23 protein-coding genes are annotated in these 24,603 nt (G+C 68.9%); 11 read left to right on the forward strand and 12 right to left on the reverse strand.

Features of this window, described 5'->3' with window-relative positions:
* Positions 1–35 precede the first annotated feature (35 nt).
* The gene (locus AC069I_RS04935; RefSeq protein WP_478264868.1) at positions 36–278 is read left to right on the forward strand and encodes a hypothetical protein; all 243 of its coding nucleotides are present in this window, start codon (positions 36–38) and stop codon (positions 276–278) included.
* Positions 279–318: 40 nt separating this feature from the next.
* Here the strand turns inward: AC069I_RS04935 and AC069I_RS04940 are convergent, their stop codons facing one another.
* The 3 genes from AC069I_RS04940 to AC069I_RS04950 form a co-directional block, all read right to left on the reverse strand.
* On the reverse strand, positions 319–1,332 hold the full coding sequence (locus AC069I_RS04940; protein ID WP_478223727.1) for an acyl-CoA dehydrogenase family protein: 1,014 nt from the start codon (positions 1,330–1,332) through the stop codon (positions 319–321).
* A 180-nt stretch (positions 1,333–1,512) separates the two neighbouring features.
* Positions 1,513–3,438 carry a glycosyltransferase gene (locus AC069I_RS04945; RefSeq protein ID WP_478223728.1) on the reverse strand — a complete coding sequence of 642 codons (1,926 nt, stop codon included), beginning with the start codon at positions 3,436–3,438 and terminating at the stop codon, positions 1,513–1,515.
* 6 nt (positions 3,439–3,444) lie between these two features.
* Positions 3,445–3,927: a GtrA family protein gene (locus tag AC069I_RS04950; RefSeq protein WP_192747497.1), complete on the reverse strand. Its 483-nt coding sequence runs from the start codon at positions 3,925–3,927 to the stop codon at positions 3,445–3,447.
* Positions 3,928–4,028: 101 nt separating this feature from the next.
* On the opposite strand from AC069I_RS04950, the gene AC069I_RS04955 reads away from it, so the two are divergent.
* The 7 genes from AC069I_RS04955 to AC069I_RS04985 all read left to right on the forward strand — a co-directional run bounded on the left by AC069I_RS04955 (position 4,029) and on the right by AC069I_RS04985 (position 9,471).
* On the forward strand, positions 4,029–5,399 hold the full coding sequence (locus tag AC069I_RS04955) for an FAD-binding protein (RefSeq protein WP_478264869.1): 1,371 nt from the start codon (positions 4,029–4,031) through the stop codon (positions 5,397–5,399).
* Positions 5,396–6,151 carry an SDR family NAD(P)-dependent oxidoreductase gene (locus AC069I_RS04960; RefSeq protein ID WP_340685883.1) on the forward strand — a complete coding sequence of 252 codons (756 nt, stop codon included), beginning with the start codon at positions 5,396–5,398 and terminating at the stop codon, positions 6,149–6,151. Before AC069I_RS04955 ends, AC069I_RS04960 begins: the two co-directional genes overlap by 4 nt.
* 71 nt (positions 6,152–6,222) lie before the next feature.
* On the forward strand, positions 6,223–6,708 hold the full coding sequence (locus AC069I_RS04965; protein WP_478223731.1) for a YbaB/EbfC family nucleoid-associated protein: 486 nt from the start codon (positions 6,223–6,225) through the stop codon (positions 6,706–6,708).
* Positions 6,705–7,631, forward strand: coding sequence for a WXG100 family type VII secretion target (locus tag AC069I_RS04970; protein WP_478264870.1), 927 nt, complete (start codon positions 6,705–6,707; stop codon positions 7,629–7,631). The genes AC069I_RS04965 and AC069I_RS04970 overlap by 4 nt, the downstream gene beginning before the upstream one ends.
* Positions 7,632–7,709: 78 nt before the next feature.
* Entirely contained in the window at positions 7,710–8,195 is a 486-nt protein-coding gene (locus AC069I_RS04975) for a hypothetical protein (RefSeq protein ID WP_478264871.1), read from the forward strand.
* A complete protein-coding gene (locus AC069I_RS04980; protein WP_478223733.1) occupies positions 8,192–8,878 on the forward strand; it encodes a hypothetical protein in 687 nt (228 codons plus the stop codon). The genes AC069I_RS04975 and AC069I_RS04980 overlap by 4 nt, the downstream gene beginning before the upstream one ends.
* Positions 8,878–9,471, forward strand: a complete 594-nt coding sequence (locus tag AC069I_RS04985; protein ID WP_478223734.1) for a hypothetical protein — start codon at positions 8,878–8,880, stop codon at positions 9,469–9,471. The genes AC069I_RS04980 and AC069I_RS04985 overlap by 1 nt, the downstream gene beginning before the upstream one ends.
* 75 nt (positions 9,472–9,546) lie before the next feature.
* On the opposite strand, the gene AC069I_RS04990 is transcribed toward AC069I_RS04985, so the two are convergent.
* The 5 genes from AC069I_RS04990 to glf form a co-directional block, all read right to left on the reverse strand.
* A complete protein-coding gene (locus AC069I_RS04990; RefSeq protein WP_478264872.1) occupies positions 9,547–11,052 on the reverse strand; it encodes a hypothetical protein in 1,506 nt (501 codons plus the stop codon).
* Between the two features lie 38 nt (positions 11,053–11,090).
* On the reverse strand, positions 11,091–11,462 hold the full coding sequence (locus AC069I_RS04995; protein WP_478231190.1) for a hypothetical protein: 372 nt from the start codon (positions 11,460–11,462) through the stop codon (positions 11,091–11,093).
* A 98-nt stretch (positions 11,463–11,560) separates the two neighbouring features.
* Positions 11,561–12,526: a decaprenyl-phosphate phosphoribosyltransferase gene (locus AC069I_RS05000; RefSeq protein WP_478223737.1), complete on the reverse strand. Its 966-nt coding sequence runs from the start codon at positions 12,524–12,526 to the stop codon at positions 11,561–11,563.
* On the reverse strand, positions 12,523–13,038 hold the full coding sequence (locus AC069I_RS05005; RefSeq protein ID WP_478223738.1) for a phosphatase PAP2 family protein: 516 nt from the start codon (positions 13,036–13,038) through the stop codon (positions 12,523–12,525). The genes AC069I_RS05000 and AC069I_RS05005 overlap by 4 nt, the downstream gene beginning before the upstream one ends.
* Positions 13,031–14,257 (reverse strand): UDP-galactopyranose mutase, encoded by a 1,227-nt coding sequence (glf, locus tag AC069I_RS05010; protein WP_478264873.1) that lies wholly within the window; start codon positions 14,255–14,257, stop codon positions 13,031–13,033. Before glf ends, AC069I_RS05005 begins: the two co-directional genes overlap by 8 nt.
* 81 nt (positions 14,258–14,338) lie before the next feature.
* Here glf and AC069I_RS05015 point away from each other — a divergent pair, with 81 nt between their 5' ends.
* A complete protein-coding gene (locus AC069I_RS05015; protein WP_478264874.1) occupies positions 14,339–16,348 on the forward strand; it encodes a DUF6541 family protein in 2,010 nt (669 codons plus the stop codon).
* Between the two features lie 281 nt (positions 16,349–16,629).
* Here AC069I_RS05015 and AC069I_RS05020 read toward each other — a convergent pair whose 3' ends face one another.
* Positions 16,630–17,523: an LLM class flavin-dependent oxidoreductase gene (locus tag AC069I_RS05020; protein WP_478223740.1), complete on the reverse strand. Its 894-nt coding sequence runs from the start codon at positions 17,521–17,523 to the stop codon at positions 16,630–16,632.
* A gap of 136 nt (positions 17,524–17,659) precedes the next feature.
* Between AC069I_RS05020 and AC069I_RS05025 the strand changes: the two genes are divergently transcribed.
* Positions 17,660–18,460 (forward strand): HAD family hydrolase, encoded by an 801-nt coding sequence (locus tag AC069I_RS05025; protein WP_478224432.1) that lies wholly within the window; start codon positions 17,660–17,662, stop codon positions 18,458–18,460.
* A gap of 80 nt (positions 18,461–18,540) precedes the next feature.
* On the opposite strand, the gene AC069I_RS05030 is transcribed toward AC069I_RS05025, so the two are convergent.
* The 3 genes from AC069I_RS05030 to AC069I_RS05040 are packed head-to-tail and all read right to left on the reverse strand — an operon-like array spanning position 18,541 to position 22,381.
* Positions 18,541–19,275 carry a lysophospholipid acyltransferase family protein gene (locus AC069I_RS05030; RefSeq protein ID WP_478223741.1) on the reverse strand — a complete coding sequence of 245 codons (735 nt, stop codon included), beginning with the start codon at positions 19,273–19,275 and terminating at the stop codon, positions 18,541–18,543.
* A 53-nt stretch (positions 19,276–19,328) separates the two neighbouring features.
* The gene (wsfD, locus tag AC069I_RS05035; protein ID WP_478223742.1) at positions 19,329–20,774 is read right to left on the reverse strand and encodes a glycan biosynthesis hexose transferase WsfD; all 1,446 of its coding nucleotides are present in this window, start codon (positions 20,772–20,774) and stop codon (positions 19,329–19,331) included.
* A complete protein-coding gene (locus AC069I_RS05040; RefSeq protein WP_478223743.1) occupies positions 20,771–22,381 on the reverse strand; it encodes a hypothetical protein in 1,611 nt (536 codons plus the stop codon). The genes wsfD and AC069I_RS05040 overlap by 4 nt, the downstream gene beginning before the upstream one ends.
* A gap of 260 nt (positions 22,382–22,641) precedes the next feature.
* On the opposite strand from AC069I_RS05040, the gene AC069I_RS05045 reads away from it, so the two are divergent.
* The gene (locus AC069I_RS05045; protein ID WP_478223744.1) at positions 22,642–24,579 is read left to right on the forward strand and encodes a DUF6541 family protein; all 1,938 of its coding nucleotides are present in this window, start codon (positions 22,642–22,644) and stop codon (positions 24,577–24,579) included.
* Positions 24,580–24,603: the final 24 nt, after the last annotated feature.

Below are 24,603 nucleotides of genomic sequence, written 5' to 3' on the forward strand. Positions count from 1 at the left end.
TGCCCGGCCGTGATCAACGCTGGTGCCATGGATTCATGACAGACCGGAAACCCGCGCTCGTCCTCCATCTCGCCGCCGGCGGCGAGCCGCTGCTCTTCGCGCTCACGGCGGACGAAACCGAACGGCTGACCAAGGATCTCTCGCATTTCGTCCGCACCGGCGCGGTACAGACGATCCGGACGAGAGACGATTCCGAGGTGGCGATCAACTTCTCCCACGTCGCCGCCGCCTACATCGACGACCTGAACCGCAAGACTCGCGTGTTCGGCCTCCACTAGACCACGTGGCGGCGCCGCACTCGCGCTTTCGCCCAGGCGGTCAACTCCGGGAGAAGAGCTCCAGCAGACCGGTTTTGATCTCCGGGCGGCTGGCGGCGACCATCAGGAAGACGGCTTCCCGGACGAGCCGCTGGGGGTGTCGTCCGACGAGTACCGACGTGCTGCCGTTGGCCGCGACCAGCGCGCCCGCGGCCCGGAACGCGAGTTCCGCGCCCGCCGCCCTGGCCGCGGGCAGCGACGGCGGGTCGGCGAGCGCCGCGTCGAGCCTGCCGCGGACGACGTCGATCTCGGCCCGGATCCCGGCGGCGACGTCGGCCTTCCCGAGGTCCTCGATGAGCCGAGCGGCGCGGGCGGCCAGGCCGAGCGGCGCGCAGCCGTTGAGGCGGGAGGCGAAGGTGTTGCCCGCGACGAAGTCCGCGTGCGGGGTCTTCCCGTAGACGCGGTCGTCGGCGAGGAAGAAGCGGGTGAAGCCGAGGTGCACGGTGGACGTGCCCTGCGCCGCGACGAGGTCGAGCGGCTGGACCTCCAGCCGCTCCCCCGCGACCGGATCGATGATCGCGCCGATGACGGTGTCGCCGTCGCGGGCGCAAAGCTGAAGCAGGTCGATGACGCCCCACCCGCTGACGAAGGGGGCCTCGCCGTCGAGGAGGTAGCCGCCGTCGACGCGTTCCGCACGCAGCCTGGGCGGAGTCGGGATCACCGCGGCGAACGCGGCGCCGGCCTTGAGTTCCCCGCTGATCAGCGACGGGAGGTAGCGATCACGCAGTTCGGTGTCGACGGCGCCGGTCAGTGCCGTGACCAGGCCGTGGTGCTGGATCCAGGTGAACATCGTGCTGAGGCAGCCGCCCGCCAGTGCCTCGAGAACCTGGACGATCTCCGGGAGTTCTGCACCCGGACCGCCGGCTTCCTTGGGCGCCGCGAGGCCGTAGAAGCCTTCGGCCGCGAGGGCGTCGAAGTGACTTGAAGGCACTTCGCCCTTGAGGTCGACTTCGGTGGCTGCGGGGAAGAGGAGATCATCGGCGAGGGCGTGGGCTCGAGCGACCAGATCCGTCATGAAAGTAAGGCTACCCTTACTTGACCTGTTGCGAGTCTAGCGCCGCTAGGAAAGCTAGCGTTACTAAAGGTCCCTTGCTCCCCTTTTAGCCCCCAGATAGCAGTGTCCCCAATGTCGCATTGGAGACACTGAGCGTCTCTAATGCGACATTGGGGACATCGAAGCCGCGCGAAGCGGGTGCTACAGCTTGTAGAGGCGCTTCCAGTTGTCCCGCGAGGTCAGCTCGGGCATGGCGCGCTTGTACTGCTCCTGCACCGCCGCGCCTTCCTTGCGGAGCCGCTGGATCACCTTCGCGCCCCGGCGCGCCAGGTCGAACATCTTCGCGCGGTCGTACGAGCGGACCCGCACGCCTTCCTGCGAAGCGTCGGTGACGACGGCGGTGTCGAAGGTCGCGACGTGCCACCAGTGGGCCTCGTCGATCGGGATCGCGCCGAGCGAGTGGCGGCTGCGGCCGAGCACCCGGTCGAGGATCCGCTTGATCAGCACCAGGCGCTGCATGCTGGGCCGCGGCGCGCTGTTGATGATGCCGATGTCGTTCGACGCGATACCCGGGACGTCGGTGGCCTTGTGCCGTTTGGTCTCGGGGTACTCGTCGCGGATCCGGCGGATCTCCTTCATCGCGGCGACGCCGCCGTCACGCAGGACCTCCGGCCCCTCGAGGAAGTCCTCGACGGCCTTGATCAGCGTGGCGGACAGGCCGTACTGCATGCCGAGCAGGTACCGGACCAGCTGCGCGATGAGCACGCGCGAAAGCAGGTTCAGGTTGAACGGCGAGTGCAGCGCGGCGGTGATGATCGAGTTCCGCAGGTTGAAGTAGCGATGCCACTCGTCCCAGTCCTTCCAGTGGAAGTCGGCGTGCCAGACGCCGGCGCCCGGAAGGGTGACCGTCGGGAAGCCGTGCGCGCGGGCACGGTAGCTGTACTCCGCGTCGTCCCACTGGAAGAAGAAGGGCAGCGGGTAGCCCGTGGCCTTGACGACCTCGTACGGGATCAGGCACGACCACCAGCCGTTGTACCCGGCGTCGAGGCGGCGTTCCTGGCGGTTCGGCTTGAGGGTCTCCTCGTCGACGCCGAGCAGGTCGGCGGTCGAGAGCGAGTGCTGCACCGGCTGGCCGGGCTCCAGCGTGTTCAGCCGGGCGTATTCGGCGCCGACGTGCAGCTGGTTCGGGTGCAGCAGGTTCAGCATCTGCCCGCCGACGATGACCGGATTGACCGTGCGGTTGGAGAACGCGGTCATCCGGATCACCAGATCCGGCTCCAGCAGCACGTCGTCGTCCATGAACAGGACGTTCGCGTGCTCGGTCTCGGTGTGCCCGGCGACCTCGTAGAGGCCGCGGGTGAACCCGCCGGCGCCGCCGAGGTTCGGCTGCTTGATGTAGTGCAGCTTGTCGCCGAGGTCCTTCGCGACCTGCTCGAAGCCGTCACGCGACTCGACGAGGTCGGTGCCCTGGTCGGCGACGTAGATCGCGTCGAGCGTCTCCAGCGAGGAGACGTCGGCGGCGAGCGCCTGCAGGTTCGACAGGCAGTCGTCGGCGCGGTTCATCGTGCAGATGGTCACCGCGGTCGGGCGGATCTTCTCCGGCGCTTCGACCGTCCAGCGGACCTTCTCGACACGCAGCGACTGGCCGCCCTCGGTCTCGAGGTCGAGCCAGAGCGCGCCGCCGTCATAGAACTTGTCGAGCTTCGCGGTGAGCGTCACCTTCCGCTGCTTCGCACCCGCGACGACTTCGGCCGCGACCACACGCGAGTCGCCCTCGATGTCGGAGGCGCCGACGGACAGCTGGCCGTCACCGGTGACGACGGCCTCGACCTGGACCTCGGTCACGTCGGTCCAGCGCTGCCAGTAGCTCGCGGGGAAACGGCCGAAATACGTGTTGCCGGACACCTTCGACGCCGGCTCGATGGAGATGCCCGCGCGCTCGCGCACGGCGGTGCCCCATTCGAGTTCGGCGTAGAGGTCCTTGCTGACGATGGGGGCCGGGCCGGCATAGAGCCCGCGCTGCGCGGTGAGACGGCCCTGCGGGGTGCGTTCCGCGAAGCGGGTGTCGTCGACAGTGCTCACCATGGCGCTCGGGGCCTCTCCGGTGACGGCGGCTTTACCGGGCATGAATCCTCAGTTCTCCTCTTTGCTGGTGGCGATGGCGCGGGGCTCACGGAAGACGACCCACTTGAGCATGACGAAATTGATCATGGTCGCGGTTGCCTGCGAAACGACCCAACCGAAGGTGGCCTTCCAGGCCGACTCCGGCAGGACGTGCAGCATCGTGCGGTTGACGCCGACGGCGACGAGGAACGTCACGGCGTACAGGAGTACGAAGCTACCGATCTGACGCGCGCCCTCCTGGCGTCCACCGGCGAAGGTGAACTTGCGGTTCAGGAAGAAGGCGGTCGTGGTGCCCACGATGAAGCTGAGCGCGCGGGCGATGTCCACCCACGGCGTCGCGTCCATTCCGAGGGCGCGAAGCCCCTGGTAGACACCGAAATCGACCAGGGCGCAGAAGCCGCCGATGAGGCCGAAGCGGATGAGCTGCCCGAGCAGCCCAGGAGAGGACGGCGCTGCTGCCGTCACGCCGGCTTTCGGGTCGGTCGCCACCACTGCTCTACCTCATAAACTGCTGGGGCTGATGCGCAAAGTGTAGAAGCGAGCACTTCAGGGTCACGTTCCGGGCATTGTTCGGCGTGGTTACCCTGGTCGGCGTGACCCAAGCACCCAAGACACAGCGGCAGTCGCTCATGGGCTGGGCGAGGACGTCGCCGAGTATCGCGGACGTCCTGAGCACCCCCGATGTGGAAGCCATCGCCCGTGCGGTGACGCGGGCCGGGGAACGCGGGGTCATCGCGCGCGGTCTCGGCCGGTCCTACGGCGACCCGGCGCAGAACGCGGGCGGCCTGGTCGTCGATATGACCGCGCTGGACCGCATCCACTCGATCGCCCCGGATTCCGGCATCGTCGACCTCGACGCGGGCGTCAGCCTCGACAAGCTGATGCGCGAGGGCCTGCCCTACGGGCTGTGGGTGCCGGTGCTGCCGGGGACGCGCCAGGTCACCATCGGCGGCGCGATCGCCAACGACATCCACGGCAAGAACCACCACTCGGCGGGCAGCTTCGGCAACCACGTGGTGTCGATGGACCTGGTCACCGCCGACGGGCAGGTGCGCACGATCACGCCGGACGGCCCCGACGCGGAGCTGTTCTGGGCGACCGTGGCGGGCATCGGCCTGACCGGCATCATCGTCCGCGCCAAGATCCGGATGACGAAGACCGAGACGGCCTACTTCAAGGCCGATATCCAGCGCACGGCGAACCTCGACGAGACCCTGGCGCTGGTCACCGACGGCTCCGAGGCCAACTACACGTACTCGTCCGGCTGGTTCGACTCGATCTCCCGTGGCGCGAAGCTCGGCCGCGCCGCCTTCCAGCGCGGCTCGCTCGCCAAGCTGGACGAACTGCCGCCCAAGCTGCGGGCCGACCCGCTCAAGTTCAACCCGGGCACCCTGGCGACCCTGCCGGACATCTTTCCGAACGGGCTGGCGAACAAGCTGTCGTTCTCCATGGTCGGCGAGCTGTACTACCGCAAGACCGCGAAGAACGCGCGCGACCAGATCCAGAGCCTGACCGCCTTCTACCACCCGCTCGACCTGTTCGGCGAGTGGAACCGCGCGTACGGCACCAAGGGTTTCCTGCAGTACCAGTTCAGCACGCCGCTGAACGCGCACGAGCCGCTGCGCCGGATCATCCAGAAGGTCGCGGATTCCGGGCACGTGTCGTTCCTCAACGTGTTCAAGCAGATGGGCGAGGGCAACGCGGCGCCGCTGTCGTTCCCGCATCCCGGCTGGATGGTCTGCCTCGACTTCCCGATCAAGGACGGGCTGAGCCGGTTCTGCCAGGAACTCGACGAGGACGTGCTCGCGCTCGGCGGCCGTCTGTACACGGCGAAGGACTCGCGCACCTCGGCGGAGAACTTCGCGAAGATGTACCCGCGGCTCGAAGAGTGGCGCAAGGTTCGCGCTTCCGTTGACCCCGAAGGCGTTTTCGCCTCTGACATGTCCCGAAGGTTGGAACTGTGATCGACGCTGTGGGCAACCCCCAGTCCCTGCTGCTGCTCGGCGGCACCTCCGACATCGCGCTCGCGATCGCGGAGAAGTACCTGTCCGAGAAGCCCCTCCGGGTCGTGCTGGCCGGACGCCAGTCGCCGCGGCTCGACGCGGCCGCGCAGCGCCTGAAGGACAAGGGCGCCGAGGTGTCCACTGTGGACTTCGACGCCAAGGCCATGGACACCCACCCCGCCGTGCTGGACAAGGCGTTCGAGGGTGGCGACATCGACGTCACCGTCGTGGCGTTCGGCCTGCTCGGCGACCAGGAAGAGCTGTGGCAGGACCACGCGAAGGCCGTCGAGGCGGCCACCGTGAACTACTCGGCCGCGGTTTCGGTGGGTGTCGCGCTGTCGAACAAGCTCAAGAAGCAGGGCCACGGCAAGGTCATCGCGCTGTCGTCGGTCGCCGGTGAGCGGGTCCGCCGGTCGAACTTCGTCTACGGCTCCTCCAAGGCCGGTTTCGACGGCTTCTACCTGGGCCTCGGCGAGGCCCTGTCCGAGTTCGGCGTGCGGATCACCGTCGTCCGCTCCGGCCAGGTCCGGACCAAGATGACCGAGGGCCTCAAGGACGCCCCGCTGACGGTGGACGCCGAGCAGGTCGCCGAGACCGCGGTCGCCGCCTCGCGCGCCGGCAAGGAACTGGTGTGGTCGCCCGCGCCGTTCCGCCTGGTCATGTCGGCCCTGCGGCACATCCCCCGGCCGATCTTCCGCAAACTTCCGATCTAGGGAACGAGCGCGTTACTCCATTCGTCTCACCCGGGCACGGACTCCCTCCGTCCCCGGGTTGAGAGGAATCGATGGCTGACCAGGAAGCCAGGCTCGACGCGGCCATCCGGTCGTTTCAGGAGCAGGCCGCCAAAGCCGCGGAACTGAAGGACAAGATCGCCGGGCTGCGCGGATCCGCGCGCAACGCCGACGGCTCGGTGACGGCGACCGTCGCCCCGTCCGGCGCCCTGCTGGGACTCCAGCTGTCCCCCAAGGCGATGAACCGCACGCACACCGCGCTGCGGCAGGAGATCCTCACCGCGGTCAGAGAAGCGACCCAGCAGGCGGCGGCCGCGATGCAGCAGACCGTCCAGCCGATCCTCGGCGACCGCGCGGACCAGTTCAAAGAGGCGTTCAACGCCCACGTCGAACCGCTCGGGCCCAGCGCTCCCCCGCCCGCGGAATCCCTCGCCGGGCCCGCCCTCCAGCAGCCCGTCCGCACGTCTCGTCCGACACGCCCCGCTCCCGCCGACGATGACGACTTCGGCGGCCCGATCCTGCGGAGGGACTCGTTTTGACCGGCTTCGGCGTACAGACGGAAGCGCTCACCGCGCACGCGACGGGGTCCAAAGAGGCCTCGGGGAATTTCGGCAGCCTCGCCGGCCTGCTGGAGCAGGCCAGGGTCTCGGACGACTGCTTCGGCCCGCTCGGCGAACTGATGGCCTTCAAGTACTTCGAGGGGCTGCAGGAGTGCCAGGACCTCGCCGAGCAGGCGAAGTCCTTCATGGACCAGATCGCCGACAAGACCACCACCGCGGCGAAGACCTATCTCGACCACAACCAGGGCACCGCCGAGGTCATCACCGGCCTCGGCGCCGGGCTGGACGACGGCGGCAGCGGCCCCGGCAGCCTGAGCGACCTCAACAGCGCCGGCGACTCCGGCCGCAAGGGGTTCTGGGAGCAGAACGGTGGCTACGGCAGTTCGTGGATCAGCACCTCCTCGGAGGTCGCCAGGGCGAGCAGCCCGCCGGACGTCGCGATCGCGACGGTGCACGCTCGGATGGAACAACTCCAGCTCGTGACGAGCCCCGGGCAGTCCTTTGTGGACAACGGGCTGGGTTTCCTGATCGGGATCGCGATCAGCCCGCTGGTCGAGCTGGTGCTGGAGCCCGCGATCGGTGACCCCGAGCAGATGCGCAGCACCGCCAAGGGCTGGGAGCAGACGGCGAAGTGGCTCGACGGCGTCGCCGAGCACGAGCAGAAGCGCGCCGATGGCACCAAGGAGGCTTGGAAAGGCCAGGCGGGCGACGCGTTCCGCGGCCAGATGACCGAGTTCTCGGGCGGCGCCAAGGCGTTCGCGAACGACGTCCGCGGGTTGCGGCAGATCCTGGAGATCGCGGCCGACCTGTTCGACGCGTTCGTCGAGATCGTCATCGACATCATCCAGGAACTGGTGATGGGCCTGATCATCGAGTGGCTGGCCGCGCTGGCCGCCTCGTAGATCACGGCGGGCGCCTCGGTCGGCGCGGCGGGCGCGGCCACGGCCGGTCAGGTCGCGGTGACCGGCGGACGGCTCGGGATGAAGGTCAAGCAGCTGCTCGGCAAGCTCAAGCCGTTGATCGACAAGCTCGAAGACATCCTGAAGGCGCTCCGCAACGGGCCGCTGAAGAAGGTCGTCGAGCGCACCGAAGGGCTGCGCGACGGCAACTGGCTGCAGAAGCGGCTCGCCGACCAGATCGACAAGAACCCGCTGGCCAAGATCGTCACGAAGGCCAACCCGGCGACCGGCGCCTCCAAGACGGCCAACAGGTTCGCGGACCGCTACGGCGTCGGCGGCGAGGGCTCGGACGCGCTCACCACGAACCTCACCGAGGCCGGGTTGCGGGCGATGGGCATGAGCGGCACGACCAGCGTCGGCAAGGCCGCCTTCCGCGGCAGTGCCGGTAACCTGGCCGAACTGGGCGTCGAGCAGGGCGTCAAGGCGGGCTACCACGAGTCACAGGACACGTCGTCCGAGGAAGAGCGCCGCGCGGCGACCGACAGAGGGTTCACGATCGAAGAATGAATCTCGGCTACCCGCTCGGGGCCGCGTCGCAGGCCCTGCCTTCGCTGCACCCGGGCGAACGGTTGCTGTGGGCCGCGTACGGCCGGACGGTGAACTACGACGTGCGCGGCCTCGATCCCTGGGGTGTGCCGAAGAAGAGCGTGCTGGGCAAGATCGGCTCCGGCGCGGCGAACTTCGCGGGCGACGTGGTCGGCGCGGCGCTGGGCGGGGGTGACGACGGCGGCAAGTCGAATCCGCCATCGCCGCAGGTCGTCGTGCTCGGCGAACGGGGCGGCCTCGCGCACGCGGCGGTGCGGGAGCTGCCCACCAGCGGCTCGCTTTCGCGGCTTTGGGCGCTGACCAGCGCGCGGCTGCTGGTGCTGGAGAAGTTCGTCGCTCCGGAGAAGCCCTCGAAGAAGTCGTTCATGTCGAAGGCGATCGGGTTCGGCAAGGACATCGCGGCGATCATGACCACGAAGACCTACGGCGAGAACGCCGAGGGCGTCCCGATCGCGCGGCACGAGATGGTGCCGTGTGCCGAGATCCCCCGCGACCGGATCGCCGGTTTCGCGGTCGCCGAGCACGGCAAGAAGCGGCGCCCGTGTCTTCGCGCGTCCTTTGTGGACGGATCTGGGATGGATTTCCTTTTCGACTGCGACGATCCCCGGCAGTTCGCCTGGCTGTACTCGGTGACGGTGAGCTGATGGAGAACACGCCACTGACCGCGAAGACCGTCGACGAGATCGTCGAACGGGAACTGCACCAGTTCTGGCTCGCGCCCGGCGAGCGCCTGATCATCGGCTGCCCGCCCGCGCACGGGTACGTCGGCCTGGTGCTCGACGGCAAGCTCACGCTGCCCTATTCGCCGTCGCGGGAAACCCCCGCGGTGACCGGGAAACCGCGGTGGCCGCTGCCCGCGCCCGAGGTCCTCGAAGCCGACTGGACCGACGACCCGACGATCGCCTACTGGGCCGTCGCGCGGACCGCGGACCAGACCGCCGCGCGGCTCGCGGACCACCTCGCCGGCGGGAAGGGCGAGGCGCGGCTGACGCTGTCCGACCGGCGGCTGGCCGTCGTGTACCCGGCGCGGATGCTGGAGGGCGAGGATCCCGCCCAGCCGTTCCGGACCTTCGAGGAGATGCCGCCGGGAGTGGTGCGTTCGGTGTCCGCGCTCTACCTGGGGCGGAGTTTCCCGGCGCGGCCGGTGCTTCAGTTCGTCTTCGCCGACGGGTCCGTGGTCTACCAGCGCGACATGCTGGCCGTCACGAAAGCCGACCGGGCCCGTTCCCGCCGCTGACCCCTCGCATTTCGTCCTCTGAATGCGGTAGTTCGCGATGCCAACTACCGCATTCAGAGGACGAAATGCGGGAGGTCATCGGGCCGGGAGGAGGTACAGGCTTTGGGTGCCCATCCAGGGCGAGCTGATCGTCCAGGTCGCCAGCGCGTTCGGCGGCGGCGCCTTGCGGGTGGTGGCCAGCACGAGATCCGGGGTCGCGGGCGGGACGCTGTGGTCGAAGAACCGGAAATTCGCCGCCAGCAGGGCCTTGCCCAGATCGCTGCTGCGGTTCTTCGTCTCGACGATCGCCGGGTCGACGGAGCCGCGGTCGGAGAACTGGTCGACGATGTCGCAATCGCAGGAGTACGCGAGCGCGCCGACCTCGCCCGCGCTCTCCACCTTGCGCCCCTTGGTCAGTTCACCCAGTTGCGCGCCGATCGCGCGGTACTCGTCGGACGCGGCGTGGTTGCTGGTGATGGGCGCGAACCGGCGCGGCAGCTCAGGAGCCGCGTAGGCGACGGCGCTCACGAGGACGAACGCGCCCGCGAGGATCCCCGCGCCGAGCCGCGCCCGGCCGGGCAGAGCGCAGGCTCCGGCGGCGAGGAAGACCGTCGCGCCGATGATGCTGGGCGCGTAATACCAGTGGTATGGCGGGACGTTCAGCCAGCAATAGGCCAGGTAATGCGCCGCACCGGCGATGGCGAGCGTGGCGAACGGCAGCAGCCGCTTCCCCCGCTCCGAACCGCGCCGGAAGTGGAATGTCCACAGTAGACCGGCGAGCGCGCCGATCACGAGCGGCAGGAAGGAAAGAGTCGCCGCCAGCGGGAAGTTGCGCAGGTACAGCAGCGGGCCGTTGGTGAAACTGAACGGCCCCCACGAGCGCTGCATGATCTTGATGACCAGCGTGTCCGGCACCGCCGAACCCAGCACCAGCCAGCTGAACAGGAACCACGGCAGCATCACCCCCAGCGCGGCGAACGTCATCCGCCAGATGCCCACCCAGAATTCACGGCGCCCGAGGAACAGGACGAAGGCGATCAGCAGCAGGTCGATCCGGATCAGCGCGATCAGGCCGATCACCGCGCCCGCGGCGGCGGGACGGCGTTCGTGCAGGAACACCATCGACCAGACGACGGCGGTCGCGCCGAGGGCGACTTCCAGCCCGACCGACGACAGCAGCAGCGGATTCACCAGCAGCATGCCCAGCACCAGCGGGGCGAACCAGCCGGAGAGACCGGTCGCGGCGCCGATCCGGCGCAGGCCGAGGACGAGCGCCACCTGGCTCGCGACGAAGACGACCCCCGCGGCGAAGACGGCGTCCCGCACGATGAAGGTGACGAGCGCCAGCACGAGGACGTTCAGCGGCGACGTCGCGGTGTTGGCGGTGCCTTCTTCGATCAGGCCCCAGTGGCCGTGGAAGGCGAGGTTCTTCGCGTACGAGAGCGTGATGTACGTGTCGTCGATCAAATGCCCGCTGACCAGCACGAACACCAGAGCCGAAGCAACCGCCGCCCCGGCCGGGAGCACCCAGGTGCGGGTAAGGACGGCGGCTCCCGGCAGCGCACCGGGAGCCTGGGGCAGATCGGCGGAGGCGCTTCGCATCACGGACACCGTACACGGCGGCGTGATGATTCCGTTATCTACCCGCCATGGGACTCGTCACGCCGGCCGCGGTCGCCATGGCCGTCACGGAAGTCCCTGTGCATGCCGGGACCGCCCGGACCTCGGTGTTCGCGGGAGATACCGGGCCGCCGATCACCGTCGCGGGAGGCCAGGCCGACGGCGGTGCCGATGATGCCGCCGCCGAGGAGGAAGCCGAGGGCGCCGACCGCGACCAGCTGCGTCGCACGATGCCCGGCGAACCGGCGGAATCCGCCCTTCCGGGGCGGGACCTGCTGCACCGGCGGAGGCGCGGCCGAAGCCTCGGCGGGCTTCTTCGGGTTCTCGTCCGCCACGGAGGGCTGCTCGACCGTCTTGTCCTCGTCATCGGACGGCCGCTGCGGGTCGCTCATCTCTTCGCTCCTCAAGTCGATGGGGGCGGGCTGTGTGCCCACCCCCATCACCGAGGATGCGTGCGCATCCTGTGGATGCGCTGTGTCCGAGCTGTCGATCAGAGATAGAACGACAGGAACAGCGTGATGACCCAGCTCGCGCCGAGCACCTGGAGCACGCGGTCCTTGAGCGCGATCTCCTCCGGCTCGCCCGCGTTGCCGCCGTCGACGTCGACGGCGTAGCGCAGGACGGCGACCACGAACGGGACCATCGAGACGACCGCCCAGACCGAGTCGTGCTCGACCTGGCGGATCTCGAACGCCCACAGGCAGTACGACATGATCAGGATCGCCGCGGACGTCGCCCAGACGAACCGCAGGTAGCTCGCCGAGTACTTCTTGAGCGAAGACCGGATCTTCGCCCCTGTGCGTTCGAAGAGCATGATCTCGGCGTAGCGCTTGCCCGCCACCATGAACAGCGAGCCGAACGCGGTGACCAGCAGGAACCACTGCGAAAGCGCGATACCCGCGGCGACACCACCGGCGATCGACCGCATCAGGAAGCCCGAGCCGACGATGGCCAGGTCGACCACGGGCTGGTGCTTGAGCCCGAAGCAGTAGCCGAGCTGGACGGCCTCGTAGACCGCCAGCACGACCGCGAGCTGCCAGCTGGCGAAGAACGAGATGCCGAGACCGGCGGCGAAGAACACGCCCGCCGCGACGAAGGCCACCGGCACCGGCACGATCCCGGCCGCGATCGGCCGGTTCCGCTTGGTCGGGTGGGCCTTGTCCGCCTCGACGTCGATCGCGTCGTTGATGAGATAGACCGAGGAGGCCACCAGCGAGAACGCCGCGAAGGCGATCAGCGCGGCGATCAGCAGGCCGGTCCGGTCCGTCGACTTCGAAAAGGCGAAGAACGGTGCGGCGAACACCAGCACGTTCTTCACCCACTGGCGCGGGCGTGCCGTCTTGATGATGCCGCCGACGAGACCGCCGGCGACCTTCTTCGGTTCGGCGGCCTCTGTCGCGGCCACGGGTTCTACGTCGTCAGGCTTGGAATCGGCCTTCTCGGTCGTTTCACTCATCGTCGCTTCAGCTTCCTACGTATCAGGCCGCCGACTACGCCCCCTAGGGCCGCTCCGGCCAGAACGTCGGTCGGGTAATGGACGCCGAGCACGAGCCGGGAGGCCAGCATCGGCGGTACCAGGGCCGGGACCAGGTTACGCCCGGTCAATCCGGAGTAGAGCACCGCCGCCGCCGTAGTCGAGGTCGCGTGCGAGGACGGGAAGCTCAGCTTGCTCGGCGTGGAGACCAGGACCTCCACGCTCGGGTGGTCCGGGCGGGGCCGCCTGACCACGCGTTTCACCGCGATGGACGCGGCGTGCGCGCCGACGACGCCCGCCGCCGCGACCAGCCAGTCCTTGCGGCGCTTCTTGTCGACCGCCGCCCCGACGAGCCCCAGCGCGAACCATCCCGCACTGTGCTCGCCGAAGTGCGAAAGACCGCGTGCCGCCTTCACCGTGACGTCGCTCTTCAGGACGCCCTGAGCCTTAGCGAGAACAGCCACCTCGCCGGTGGGAGCGCCCCTCTCAAGCATCGAGGGACCCGTCCAGAGGCGCGCCATCGGTCAGGTGCGGCGCGATCTTGTTGTCGAACACGGACAGCGCCGAGCCGATGGCCATGTGCATGTCGAGGTACTTGTAGGTACCGAGACGGCCGCCGAACAGCACGTTCTTGTTCTTGGCCTCGGCCCTCGCCAGCTCGCGGTAGGCCTCGAGCTTCTCGCGGTTCTCCGGGGTGTTGATCGGGTAGTACGGCTCGTCGGCCTCGCCGGCGAAGCGGGAGTACTCGCGGAACACGACCGTCTTGTCGTTCGGGTAGTGCTTGCGCTCCGGGTGGAAGTGCCGGAACTCGATGATCCGGGTGTAGGGCACTTCTTCGTCGTTGTAGTTGACGACCGAGGCTCCCTGGAAGTCACCCGTCTCGACGACCTCGGATTCGAAGTCCACGGTGCGCCAGGTGAAGCGGCCCGCGGAGTAGTCGAAGTAGCGGTCCAGCGGCCCGGTGTAGACGGTCGGGGTGCCGGCGGGGATGTGCTCGCGGACGTCGAAGTAGTCGACGTTCAGCCGCACCTCGATGTTCTCGTGCTCCGCCATCTTCTCGAGCCACGCGGTGTAGCCGTTGACCGGCAGACCCTCGTAGGTGTCGTTGAAGTAGCGGTTGTCGAAGGTGTAGCGGACCGGGAGCCGGGTGATGATGTCGGCGCCGAGGTTCTTCGGGTCGTTCTCCCACTGCTTGGCCGTGTAGCCGCGGATGAACGCCTCGTAGAGCGGACGGCCGATCAGCGAGATCGCCTTCTCTTCGAGGTTCTGCGCGTTCGCGGTCTCGAACTCCGACGCCTGCTTGGCGATCAGCTCGCGGGCCTCGTCCGGCGTGTGCGACTTGCCGAAGAACTGGTTGATCAGCGCCAGGTTCATCGGCAGCGGGTAGACCTGACCCTGGTACTTGCCGAACACGCGGTGCTGGTAGTTCGTGAACTCGGTGAAGCGGTTGACGTACTCCCACACACGCTTGTTGGAGGTGTGGAACAGGTGCGCACCGTAACGGTGCACCTCGATCCCGGTCTCGGGCTCGGCCTCGGAGTAGGCGTTGCCACCGATGTGGTGACGCCGTTCCAGCACGAGGACCTTCTTGCCGAGCTCGGCCGCGGCCCGTTCGGCGACGGTCAGCCCGAAGAATCCGGACCCGACCACGATGAGGTCGTAGCCGGTGAAATCGGCTTCAGTAATCTTGTCGGGGTTCGTGTGCGCGCTCACGGGCGTCGAGGGTACGCACGTCGACTCCGTGCCCTGCAGCGAGCACCGGTTTTCACCTTCGACAGACACATTTAGGAAGCAGTGCCTACTCCGGACACCTTCTGGTCGTATTTCGGTGCGACCCTCACCTACCTGGCCGTCCTCGCGGTCCCCGGCGGGCTCGTCGGCCGGGCCGCCGGCCTGCGTGGCTGGGCCCTGGCGGGGCTGGCTCCGCTGCTGTCCTACACGGTAACCGGACTGGCCGGTCCGTGGCTGGCACTCGCGGGCGTGTCGTACAACCCCCTGACCGTGGCGGCCGTCACGGCCGTGCTCGCCGGGATCGGCTTCAGCCTGCGCAAGCTGGGACAGAGCCGCGGCTGGATCAAGCCGGGCGCCGAGGAGCCGCCGAAGAAGTGGCACCCGCGCGCGCACTACGCCGTCGCGGCCTGCGTCGCGCTGGCCGTGGGGATCTCGATCCTCGTGGTGCTCTCGGCCCGCGGCGGGACGACGGCGGTGTTCCAGCGCTGGGACACCGTGTTCCACGCGAACGGCATCCGCTACATCGCCGAGACCGGCGACGGCTCCCTGACCGGCATGGGCACCATCAACTGGTACCCGGACGGCTCGTTCTATCCGAACGCGTATCACCTGGTCGGCTCGCTCGTGTACTCGATCTCGGGTACGACGATCCCGGTCACGCTGAACGCCATCACGATGCCGGTGGCCGGCGTCTTCGCGCTGTCGATGGTCGCGCTGATCCGCCAGCTCGGCGGGCGGGCGGTGTTCGCGGGCTGCACGGCGCTGGTGGCCGCGGCGGCCACCACCGGCGCGTACGAGTCGGTGTCCAGCGGGCTGCTGCCGTTCGCGCTGGGGATCGTGCTGACGCCGCTGGCCGTCGTCGCGCTGGCCCGGTTCCTCGCGCGGCCCGGCCTCGACACCGGCTACGTGCTCGCGCTGACCGCGGTCGGGCTGCTGGCCGCGCACTCGTCGGCGCTGTTCGGCGCGCTGCTGTTCGCCTTCCCGCTGGTGGTGCAGCGCTGGTACCGCGCGCTGCGGCACAAACCGCTCGACGGGGTGCCCGAAGGCCGTGGCGGCCGGCGGGTGATCGGCGGCGACGTCGTCAAGATGGTGCCGGTGATGGTGGGCAGCGGGTTGCTCGCGGCCCCGCATATTCTCGGCGCCCTGAAATTCACTTCGGGTTCATACCCTTATTACGCGTGGGGCTCCGACCTGCCGGTCGTGAAGTCGCTCGGGCTGCTGGTGACTTTCCGGCAGGTGCTGAGCGCCCCGCAGGTGTGGCTGACGGTACTGCTGGTGATCGGCGTGCTCAGCCTGTTCCGGCTCGGCCGGATGCGCTGGGTGGGTCTTTCGGCGATCGGTTTTTCGGCGCTGTTCGTGCTGGTCGCGTCGTTCGGCGCCGAACCGTGGGTGATCTCGCTCTCGCGGCCGTGGTGGAACGACCGGTACCGCCTGATGGCGCTCGCCGCGATCCCGCTGTGCCTGCTGGCCGGGCACGGGATGGCGGAGCTGCAGCGCTGGTTCGCGAAATGGGCGAGCGGGCGCTCGTGGGTGAAGAGCCGTCCCGCGCTGCCCGCCCGGCTGGGCCTGGCGACCGCCGTGTTCGTCGTGGCCGCTTCGGCCGTGCTGACCAAGGGTTTCTACACCGAGTCGAACGCGCACGCGGTGTCGTTCCTGTACTACAACGGGCCCGAGGGCGAGGTCACGCCGCCGGTCGGCGCCGACGAGCTCGCCGCGATGAACGAGCTGGCCAAGATGAACATCGGACCGGACGAGAAGGTGCTCAACGAGCGCTTCGACGGGACGGCCTGGCTGTACGCGATCACCGGTATCCACCCGGTCGCCGGGCACTACGACCCGGGCGTGCCGCCGCCGGACGCGAAGTACCTGGCGCTGCACTTCCGGGAGTACGACACCGACCCCGAGGTGCGGGCCGCGGTGCGGCGGCTGAACATCAAGCACGTGCTGATCGGGAGCACGCCGATCAAGATCGGCGAGCCGCCGGCGCCGGGGCTGCGGGATCTGGACGGGCTGGGCTTCCTGCGGAAGGACTTCTCCAACGCGGGGGCTTCGATCTACACACTGACCCGCTGACGGCTGCCCTTCACGAATGTCACGAAAGGGTCGTTCAGGACATCTTTTGTCCTGAACGACCCTTTCATGACATCCGGACCGGTGCCGGGGCGGAAAAGATAAAGGCTCGCGTGGTCGCGGACTGCCCCTGCCGCGACCACGCGAGCCTCAGTCCCCCATTCACCCCCGGGGTGACCCATGAGGGGCAGCCGTCGCCGGCCGCGCCCACTCGCAGTACTTGTCTGTCAGACGACCATTAGGCGGAAGTGGTTTACCCGACCCGCCAACGTCACCCGATCGGCCTAAGAAGTTCTTCCCTGCAGTACCGGGAGTACGTCGCTCGCGACCTCTTCGAGAGTCGACTCACGGCCGACGTAGTGGTCCCCGGACCGCGGCCAGTGGGTGACGATGTCGGTGAATCCGAGCTCCCCGGCCCGCCCGGCGGCGTCGGTGAACGCGCCCACGCTGGAGAGCGAGAAGACCGGCGCCGAGTCGAGGCTCAGGAACCGCTGCACGCTCGCCTTGTCCCTGCCCACGACGTCGAGCCGCTCGTCGAAAATCTTCACGAGTTCCGCGACGCCCTTCCACCACTCGTCCTGGGTGTCCGCCTTGATGCCGGTGGTGGCCCAGCCCGCGCCGAACCGCGCGGCGAGCGTCATCGTGCGCGGACCGTTCGCGGCCACCAGGAACGGCAGCCGCGGCCGCTGCACGCAGCCCGGCTGGTTCCGCGCGCCCTTGGCCCGGTAGTACTCGCCCTCGAAGTCGAAGCCGTCGGTCATCAGCAGCCCGTCGAGCGCCTCGACGAACTCGGCGAAGCGGTCCGTGCGCTGTTTGACCGACAGTTCGGGGCCGTCGAGGACGACGGCGTCGTAGCTGGTGTTCGTGACCCCGGCGCCCGCGCCGAGGATGAAGCGGCCGTCGGAGATGTCGTCGAGGGTGGTCAGCTCGCGGGTGAACGGCACGGGGTGCCGCGCGACCGGTGAGGCGACGAAGGTGCCCAGTCTGATCCGCGACGTCACCATCGCGGCCGCCGTCAACGTCGGCATCGCACTGAACCACGGGCCGTCGACGAGATTCCGCCAGCCGAGGTGGTCGTACGTCCAAGCGTGGTCGAAGCCGTATTCCTCGGCGGCCCGCCATTTCGGCTCGGCCGCCCACCAACGATCTTCCGGAAGGATCACGATGCCTACGCGCACACCGCGAAAGTAACAGCGGAGCGAAGCTCCTCCGTCGAGGGTGGCGGAGGGGAGGAAGGCGGAGGTACTGGTCCAGACCGACACTTCGCCCGATGGGCGGATCTTCGGGGATGATGTGCCGGTGGAAAAGCCTCTCTTGATCGCCTCCGATGTCGACGGCACCCTGCTCGGCCCGTTGGAGGTCCTGTCCGAACGCACGATCGACGTCGTCCGGCGCGTCGCCGCGGCCGAAGTGCCGTTCGTGCTGGCCAGCGGCCGTCCGCCGCGCTGGATCGCGCCGATCGCGAACCCGCTGGGCCTCACCGGGTACGCGGTCTGCGCGAACGGCGCGGTGCTGTACGAGATCGGGACGGACCGGATCGCGGCGGTCCACGGCCTGCTGGAACCGCAGCTGCTGCACGACACGGTGAGTGCTCTTGATCACGCTCTCCCCGGCTGCCGGTTCGCCGCGGAGCGGGTCGGCGAGTCCGCGCTCGACCCCGAGATGCGCAACTTCGTGATCGAGCCGGACTACCACAATCCGTGGGGCAACCACGAGGGCACGGAGGCGCCGCGGGCCGAGGTGCTCGGGCATCCGGCGATCAAACTGCTGATCAGCAGGCGCGGGATGAACTCCGACGAGATGGCGCGGGCGGCACGCGAGGTGCTCGACGGCTCGGTCGACATCACCTACTCGACCAACACCGGCCTGATCGAGGTCGCCGCGCACGGCATCACGAAGGCGACCGGGCTGGCCGAGGTCGCCGAGCGGCTGGATGTCCCGCCCGAACGCGTGATCGCGTTCGGGGACATGCCGAACGACGTCGAGATGCTCGGCTGGGCCGGGCACGGCGTCGCGATGGCCAACGGGCACCGCTCTGTGCTGGACGTCGCCGACGAGATCACCGCGCCGAACTCGGAGGACGGTGTCGCGCAGGTGCTCGAACGCTGGTTCTAGGAAGTGATCGGTCACCGTGGTCGTGAGTGGCGTTTCGGGTTCTGACCCGAAACGCCACTCACGACCCACGGCAAGGCGGTCTAGCGGCCTTCGCGATCGAGTTTCGCGGCCTCTTCCGGCGTCGGCGCGGTGCCGCCGAGGTGCGCGGGCAGCCACCAGCGCTCGTCGTCGGACGACGGCTTCTCCGGGTAGCCGGCCTGGACGCGGTCCACGAGCGCCGACATCCGCACGCGAAGGTCCTTCGAGAGGACTTCGGCGTCCTCGTCGGCCTTCGGGTGCATCGGCTCGCCGACGAGGATCGAGATCGGGACGTGGCGTCTGGTGAGGTCCTTCGGGCGCCCCTTGGTCCACAGCCGCTGCGTGCCCCACAGCGCCATCGGCACGACCGGGACACCCGCCTCGGCGGCCATCCGGACCGCGCCGGACTTGATGTCCTTCACGGTGAACGACCGGCTGATCGTGGCCTCGGGGAACACGCCGACGACCTCTCCGGCCTTCAAGCGCTCGACGGCTTCGCGGTACGAAGCGAGACCCGCGCCGCGATCGACGGAGATGTGGTGCATACCGCGCATGAGCGGCCCGGCCACACGGTTGCTGAAGATCTCCTTCTTCGCCATGAACCTGACCAGGCGCTTCGCGGGCTGCGCGCCGAGCCCGCAGAAGATGAAGTCCAAGTAGCTCACGTGGTTGCAGGCGATGACCGCCCCGCCCGTCGACGGGATGTGCTCGGTCCCCTCCACCCGGATGCGGTTGTCCAGCACCCGGAACATCAACTTCGCCGCCATGATGACGGGCGGGTAAACGAGCTCAGCCATTCGTTCAGGTTACGCTACCGTAGGGTAACCAACCTACGGTAGCGTAGGTCACATCACTCCGAGCGTTCCTGCCGCGCGAAGGTCACCAGTGCCAGAGCGACGCCGAGCACCGTGCAGTACAGCGCGATCACCTGATGCTTGACGTTCTCCAAGCCGTCGCCCAGCGCGGCCAGGACGAACTGCCCGGCGGCGACGGCGAGCAGGAGGCCCAGCGCGACACCCAGCGCGGCGCGCCGGGTCTTCCAGCCACGCCAGGCGATCAGGGCCCATATCGGCAGCAGGGCGAAGAAACCCAGCGGTGCCAGCAGTTTCGTCACGGTCGAAACGATCGGGACGCGGTATTCCTGCGCCTCCGGGGCGAAGCCGGCCGAACGGTCGAAACTGCCGAGGTAGGGCGGCCGCGCGGTGAGCAGATCGCCCGCCGCGCGATCCAGGATCTCGACGGTGCGCCAGGGGTGCGTCGCGAAGTAGCCGACGACGTTGCGCCTGCTGATCTGTTCGCGGTACTTCGGGTACTCGGGATCCTGCGTCGCGGGCTTCGGATGCCACCAGCCGTTGCCCGCGTACTGGCCGAACGAGGCGGGCAGCCCCAGCGCGGCGAGATCGGCCCCGGTGTCGTGCCGACCGTCCACAATGGTCAGGAAGATCGTATTGAACATGTTGATCTCCCGCGAATCGTCGCCCGGCCGCGCGGCGAGCGAGCCGTCGGGCAGCTTCGCCGGTTCGACGGTCTGCTGCGCGTAGGCCGTGCCCCCGGCGAGCGCGCCGATGACGAACACCACGGGAAGCCAGCGCTTCAGGCCGCGGACTCCCGCCGGACGGACGAGCAGCGCGGCCAGCGCGAGCAACGGCAGGATCATCAGCGTCTGGACCTTGGCGTTCACCGCGATCAGGCCGCCGAAGAGCAGCACGGCGAGACCCGCGTAGCGCCACCAGCCAGGCCGCGCGGCGACCAGCAAGCCGCCGACGGCGAGCAGGAGGCCGAGAAAGGCGGCCCCCTCGCCGAGCACCGAGGCGAAGTAGCCGAAGAACGCGGAGTCCGCGACGACCAGCAGCAGTCCCACGGCCGCGAAACCGCGGACACGGCGCGAATACGGCAGTCCGGCGACGATCAGCGCGACCGCCGCGGCGGCGAGGACGCTGGTGAGCACGCCGAGGACGACCAGACTGAGCGTCGATTCGAGGCCGAGCAACCCGCCGATCGACCGTGCGATCCGCGCGAACCAGCTCTGGGTCAGGAGATAGGTGGCGTCGCATTCGCCTGCCGGGACGGTGTAGGCGAGGTGGACGAATCCCTCCGGTTCACCCTTCCACGGGATGCCCGCGCCGCAGAGCACGCGGAAACCGTCGCCGTTGTCGGACATCGCGATCGGCCGCGGCACGAGGAAGCGGACCAGGAGCACGGTGAGCGCGGCGGCGAACACACCGAGGCCGAACAGGCGCGAACGAGCCTCGAGCGCTGCCGGTCTGCTGGGGGAAACGCGTTCGTCGACACTCACGAGAGGCACGGTACGTGGCGGAAATCGGGCGAGCGGTCGAGGGCCGACGTGACCGCCCGCTCGACGTCCGCCCGGATGAAGACGGTGATCCACGACGAGGTTCCTTCGCGCGCGAAGGTCGCGACGCGGTACCTCGCCGCGTACGCCGGGTCGATCACGCAGGTCTGCTTCGCCGAGTAGCCACTGTCGGTGATGACGGCGATCGTCGGACGCCGCCGGGAGACGACGGCCTCGCCCGCTTCCTCGGTCTGGCCCCGGACGCCGACGATCTGCAGTTGCGTCCCGGCGTGGTACGAGAGCACGCCGGGCGCGGAGGTGCTCACGACCGAACCGGGCGGCAGATAGGCGTCGAGCCAGCGGCCGATCTCCTCCATCTGCGCGCCGTGGTCGTGCCAGGCGCGCACGCGGGCGAGCATCTCCGGGCTGAACACCGACACCAGCACCGCGAGCCCGGACAACGCCACCGCGGCGGCGGGCATCAGCCGCTGGACCGGCGGACGCGGCCGCGGGCTCGGCTTCGCGCCCGAGACGAGCACACCGTAGATCGACACCGCCGCCATCGACAGCAGCGGCGGGATCGGCGCCAGCAGTCGCCAGGCGGGCCCGGCGTCGCCGCCGAAGAAGACCACGAAAGCGGTGAGCGCGACGGCGGTGGCCAGCATCAGCCAGGTCAGCGACCTGGCCTCGGCCTCGTGCGGCGTCCGGCCGGTGCGGCGCAGCGGCAGGGCCACCACCGAGATCAGGCCGAGCAGCAGGAATCCCTGGTGGACCAGCGAGAAACCCGACAGATACCGCCACCCGCCGTCGATCCGGGCGGCGAGGTCGAGGTCGAAGGGGATGATGACCGACGTCGGCAGGACATGGTCGTAGTAGGTCACCCGCCAGGCGATCCACGGCGCCGCGAAGACGAACCCGCCGAGCAGCGACCCCACCGGCGACCACCAGGTGTAGCGGCCGCGCAGGGCCGCGACGACCAGCCAGATCCCGACCAGCACAGCGAGCAGGAACCCCGCTGGGCGCGTCATCATCGCGAAGGCGACGAGCACACCCGCGACCACCGGCCGCCGGGCCGCGAGCGCGGCGAAGACACCGAACACGAGCAGCACGAACAACGGCGTCTCGGTACCCGATCCGCCGTACGCGGCGAGGCCTCCGGCACCCGCGACCAGCACCGCGGCGGCCACGCCATAGGCAGGGCGCGCCTCACCGGCCGCCCGCGCGACCACGCGGTTCACCGTCACGTGGGCGAGCAGGACCGCGCCGAGCGTGGCGAGAACGCCGAGAACGATCGCGGAATTCTCGATGTCGGCCCCGAAAGCGGCCTTCGGCAACGCGATCACGATCATCCAGAGGAAATTCGCGTAACCCTCGATCCGCTCGCCGGGGTTGAACACCGGGCCATTGCCGTCGGCGATGTTCTGGGCGTAACGGAAAGTGATGTACGCGTCCTCCGAGATGGTCGAAAACATCAACTGGTGCACCAGGGAGAAAACGAGGGTCAGCATCAGCGCGACGGCGCGCCACGCCTTGTCCGCGCCGATTCTGGCCCAGGCCACCAGGACGAAGACCGCGACCACGAACCAGGCGACGACAAGCGCGATCACCACCTGATCCCCCACCTTCCCGGGCCGGCCACTCCCCTGACGAAAGACTACGGTCAAGTATCGATCACCGCGCCGGTGTGTTTCTTTCGGCGCAGTCATTTGACACGAATGGTCCAGCAAGTGTGCACAAAGTAGGCAACGGCCCACCGTTTTGCCCGTCAGGATGTGACTCCTTCGGGTAACGGTCCCCGGCGGTTAATCTGGCTTCCCATTCCGTTCCGCACCTCGGGGGTTCTGTGCGGATTCCCCACCCGAGGTAGCCCGTGCCCACCCAGACCTCCCTGTCCGCCGACGTCGTCACGCTGTGCGTCGCGCTGCTCGTCATCGGCCTCCCCGGTCTGCTCACCGGGCTCGCCGCCGGCCTGCGCGGCTGGGTGCTCGCGGGGATGACGCCGTTGCTGAGTTACGCCATCGGTGGCCTCGCCGGGCCGTGGGCGGCCGCGCTCGGACTCCCGTTCAACCCGGTGACGTACGCGGTGGCGACGGCCTTGTTCGCCGGACTCGCGTACGGCCTGCGGCGGCTCACCCTGCGCCGTTGGCCGCCCGAGCCCGACGAACCGCTGTGGGGACGGTCCGGTCATCTCGCGGTCGGGGCGTGCCTGCTGCTCGCGGCGGCCGTCGGGATGTACGCGGTGGTGCGCGGGATGGGCAGGCTGGACGCCATCCCGCAGGGGTTCGACGCCGTCTATCACGCCAACGGGGTCCGGCAGATCGCCGAAACCGGGGACGGCAGCCTGTTCGGCACCGGCGAGGTCAACTGGTACGGCGACGCGGCACCGGTGTTCTACCCGAACGCGTACCACCTGCTCGCGTCCGTGGTGTACCTGCTCAGCCCGGCGAGCATCCCGCTGACGCTGGACGTGAACACCGCGCTGCTGCCCGCGCTGCTGGCGTTGTCGCTGGTCACCATGGTGCGCGTGTTCCGGGGGCGCGCGGTGTTCGCGGGCGCGGCCGCCCTCGTCTCCATCGCGCCGGTGATGGGCCTGTACGAATCGATGAGCAGGGGACCTTTGCTCCCGTTCCTGCTCGGCCTGGCGCTGACCCCGCTGGCCGCCGTCGCGGTGAAGCGCTACCTCGACCGGCCCGCTCCCGACACCGGTTTCGTGCTGCTGGCCGCCGCTGTCGGGCTGCTGTGCGTGCACTCGTCCGCGTTGTTCGGCTCGATCCTGTTCGCCGGGCCGCTGCTGCTGCAACGCTGGATCGCGCCGGGCGAACAGTGGCGGCGGATCGGCCGGGACCTGCGCGCGCTGGCGATCGTCGGAGTCGTCGCGATCCTGGTGGCGTGGTTGCAGCTGTTCGGCGCGATCGGGCTCGCGAACGGCGAGGTGCCCTACCGCAGCTGGCCGGTCGAATGGCGGGCGACGACGGCACTCGGCGCGCTGCTGGGCTTCCAGCACCATGAGCCGTATCCGCAGGTCTGGCTTTCGGCCGCGTTGCTGCTGGGCTTCATCTTCTTCTCGCGGCTGGGCGGGCTGCGCTGGATCGGCGTGACGGCGTTGATCACCGGGCTCGCCTACATCGCGGTGACGTCGTCCGAGCAGCCGCTCGTGCTGGCGCTGTCACGGCCGTGGTGGAACGACCCGTACCGGTTCATGTCGATGGCGGCGATCCCGCTGGCGATCATCGCGGCACACGGCCTCGCCGAAACGCAGGCGTGGCTCCGGGACAACGTGGCGCACCGGAAGGTGCCCGCGTTCGCCGTCGCGGTGGCGGTCTTCGGCGCGTTCGCCTTCCTGAGCAACGGTTTCTACGCGCCGTCCAACGCGGACAAGGTCGCGCCCGGCTACGCGAACACGCCCGGCGTCGACCCGCACAAGCTGCCGGTGAGCCCGGACGAGGTCGTCGCGATGGAGAAGCTCGCCGAGTTCGTGAAACCCGGCGAGCGCGCGCTGAACGACCGGCTGGACGGGACGGTGTGGACCTACGCGCTCTCCGGCGTCCGCACGACCTCCGGGCATTTCGACGAGACGCTGTCGCCGTCGGACGCGCGGCTGCTGGAGTGGCATTTCCGCGAGTACCCGTCGAACGCCCAGGTGCGGGCGGCGGTGGCGCGGCTGAACGTGCGGTGGGTGATTCTCGGGCAATACGGCTACCCGACGGGTGCCCCGCGCCAGGCCGGGCTGCGCGATCTGGACGGGCTGAACTTCGTGACCGAGGTGTACCGCAACGCCGACGCCGTCATCTACCGGCTGAACCCCTGACGCATTTCGTCCTCTGAATGCGGT

The organism is Amycolatopsis sp. NPDC043885 (assembly GCF_056435685.1).

What these genes read in the sequence shown, in the direction of transcription:
- AC069I_RS04935 (WP_478264868.1), top strand. Translation starts at nt 36, where the DNA reads ATGACAGACCGGAAACCCGCGCTCGTCCTCCATCTCGCCGCCGGCGGC.
- AC069I_RS04940 (WP_478223727.1), bottom strand. Translation starts at nt 1,332, where the DNA reads ATGACGGATCTGGTCGCTCGAGCCCACGCCCTCGCCGATGATCTCCTC.
- AC069I_RS04945 (WP_478223728.1), bottom strand. Translation starts at nt 3,438, where the DNA reads ATGCCCGGTAAAGCCGCCGTCACCGGAGAGGCCCCGAGCGCCATGGTG.
- AC069I_RS04965 (WP_478223731.1), top strand. Translation starts at nt 6,223, where the DNA reads ATGGCTGACCAGGAAGCCAGGCTCGACGCGGCCATCCGGTCGTTTCAG.
- AC069I_RS04975 (WP_478264871.1), top strand. Translation starts at nt 7,710, where the DNA reads ATGAAGGTCAAGCAGCTGCTCGGCAAGCTCAAGCCGTTGATCGACAAG.
- AC069I_RS04980 (WP_478223733.1), top strand. Translation starts at nt 8,192, where the DNA reads ATGAATCTCGGCTACCCGCTCGGGGCCGCGTCGCAGGCCCTGCCTTCG.
- AC069I_RS04985 (WP_478223734.1), top strand. Translation starts at nt 8,878, where the DNA reads ATGGAGAACACGCCACTGACCGCGAAGACCGTCGACGAGATCGTCGAA.
- AC069I_RS04990 (WP_478264872.1), bottom strand. Translation starts at nt 11,052, where the DNA reads ATGCGAAGCGCCTCCGCCGATCTGCCCCAGGCTCCCGGTGCGCTGCCG.
- AC069I_RS04995 (WP_478231190.1), bottom strand. Translation starts at nt 11,462, where the DNA reads ATGAGCGACCCGCAGCGGCCGTCCGATGACGAGGACAAGACGGTCGAG.
- AC069I_RS05000 (WP_478223737.1), bottom strand. Translation starts at nt 12,526, where the DNA reads ATGAGTGAAACGACCGAGAAGGCCGATTCCAAGCCTGACGACGTAGAA.
- AC069I_RS05005 (WP_478223738.1), bottom strand. Translation starts at nt 13,038, where the DNA reads ATGCTTGAGAGGGGCGCTCCCACCGGCGAGGTGGCTGTTCTCGCTAAG.
- AC069I_RS05030 (WP_478223741.1), bottom strand. Translation starts at nt 19,275, where the DNA reads ATGGCTGAGCTCGTTTACCCGCCCGTCATCATGGCGGCGAAGTTGATG.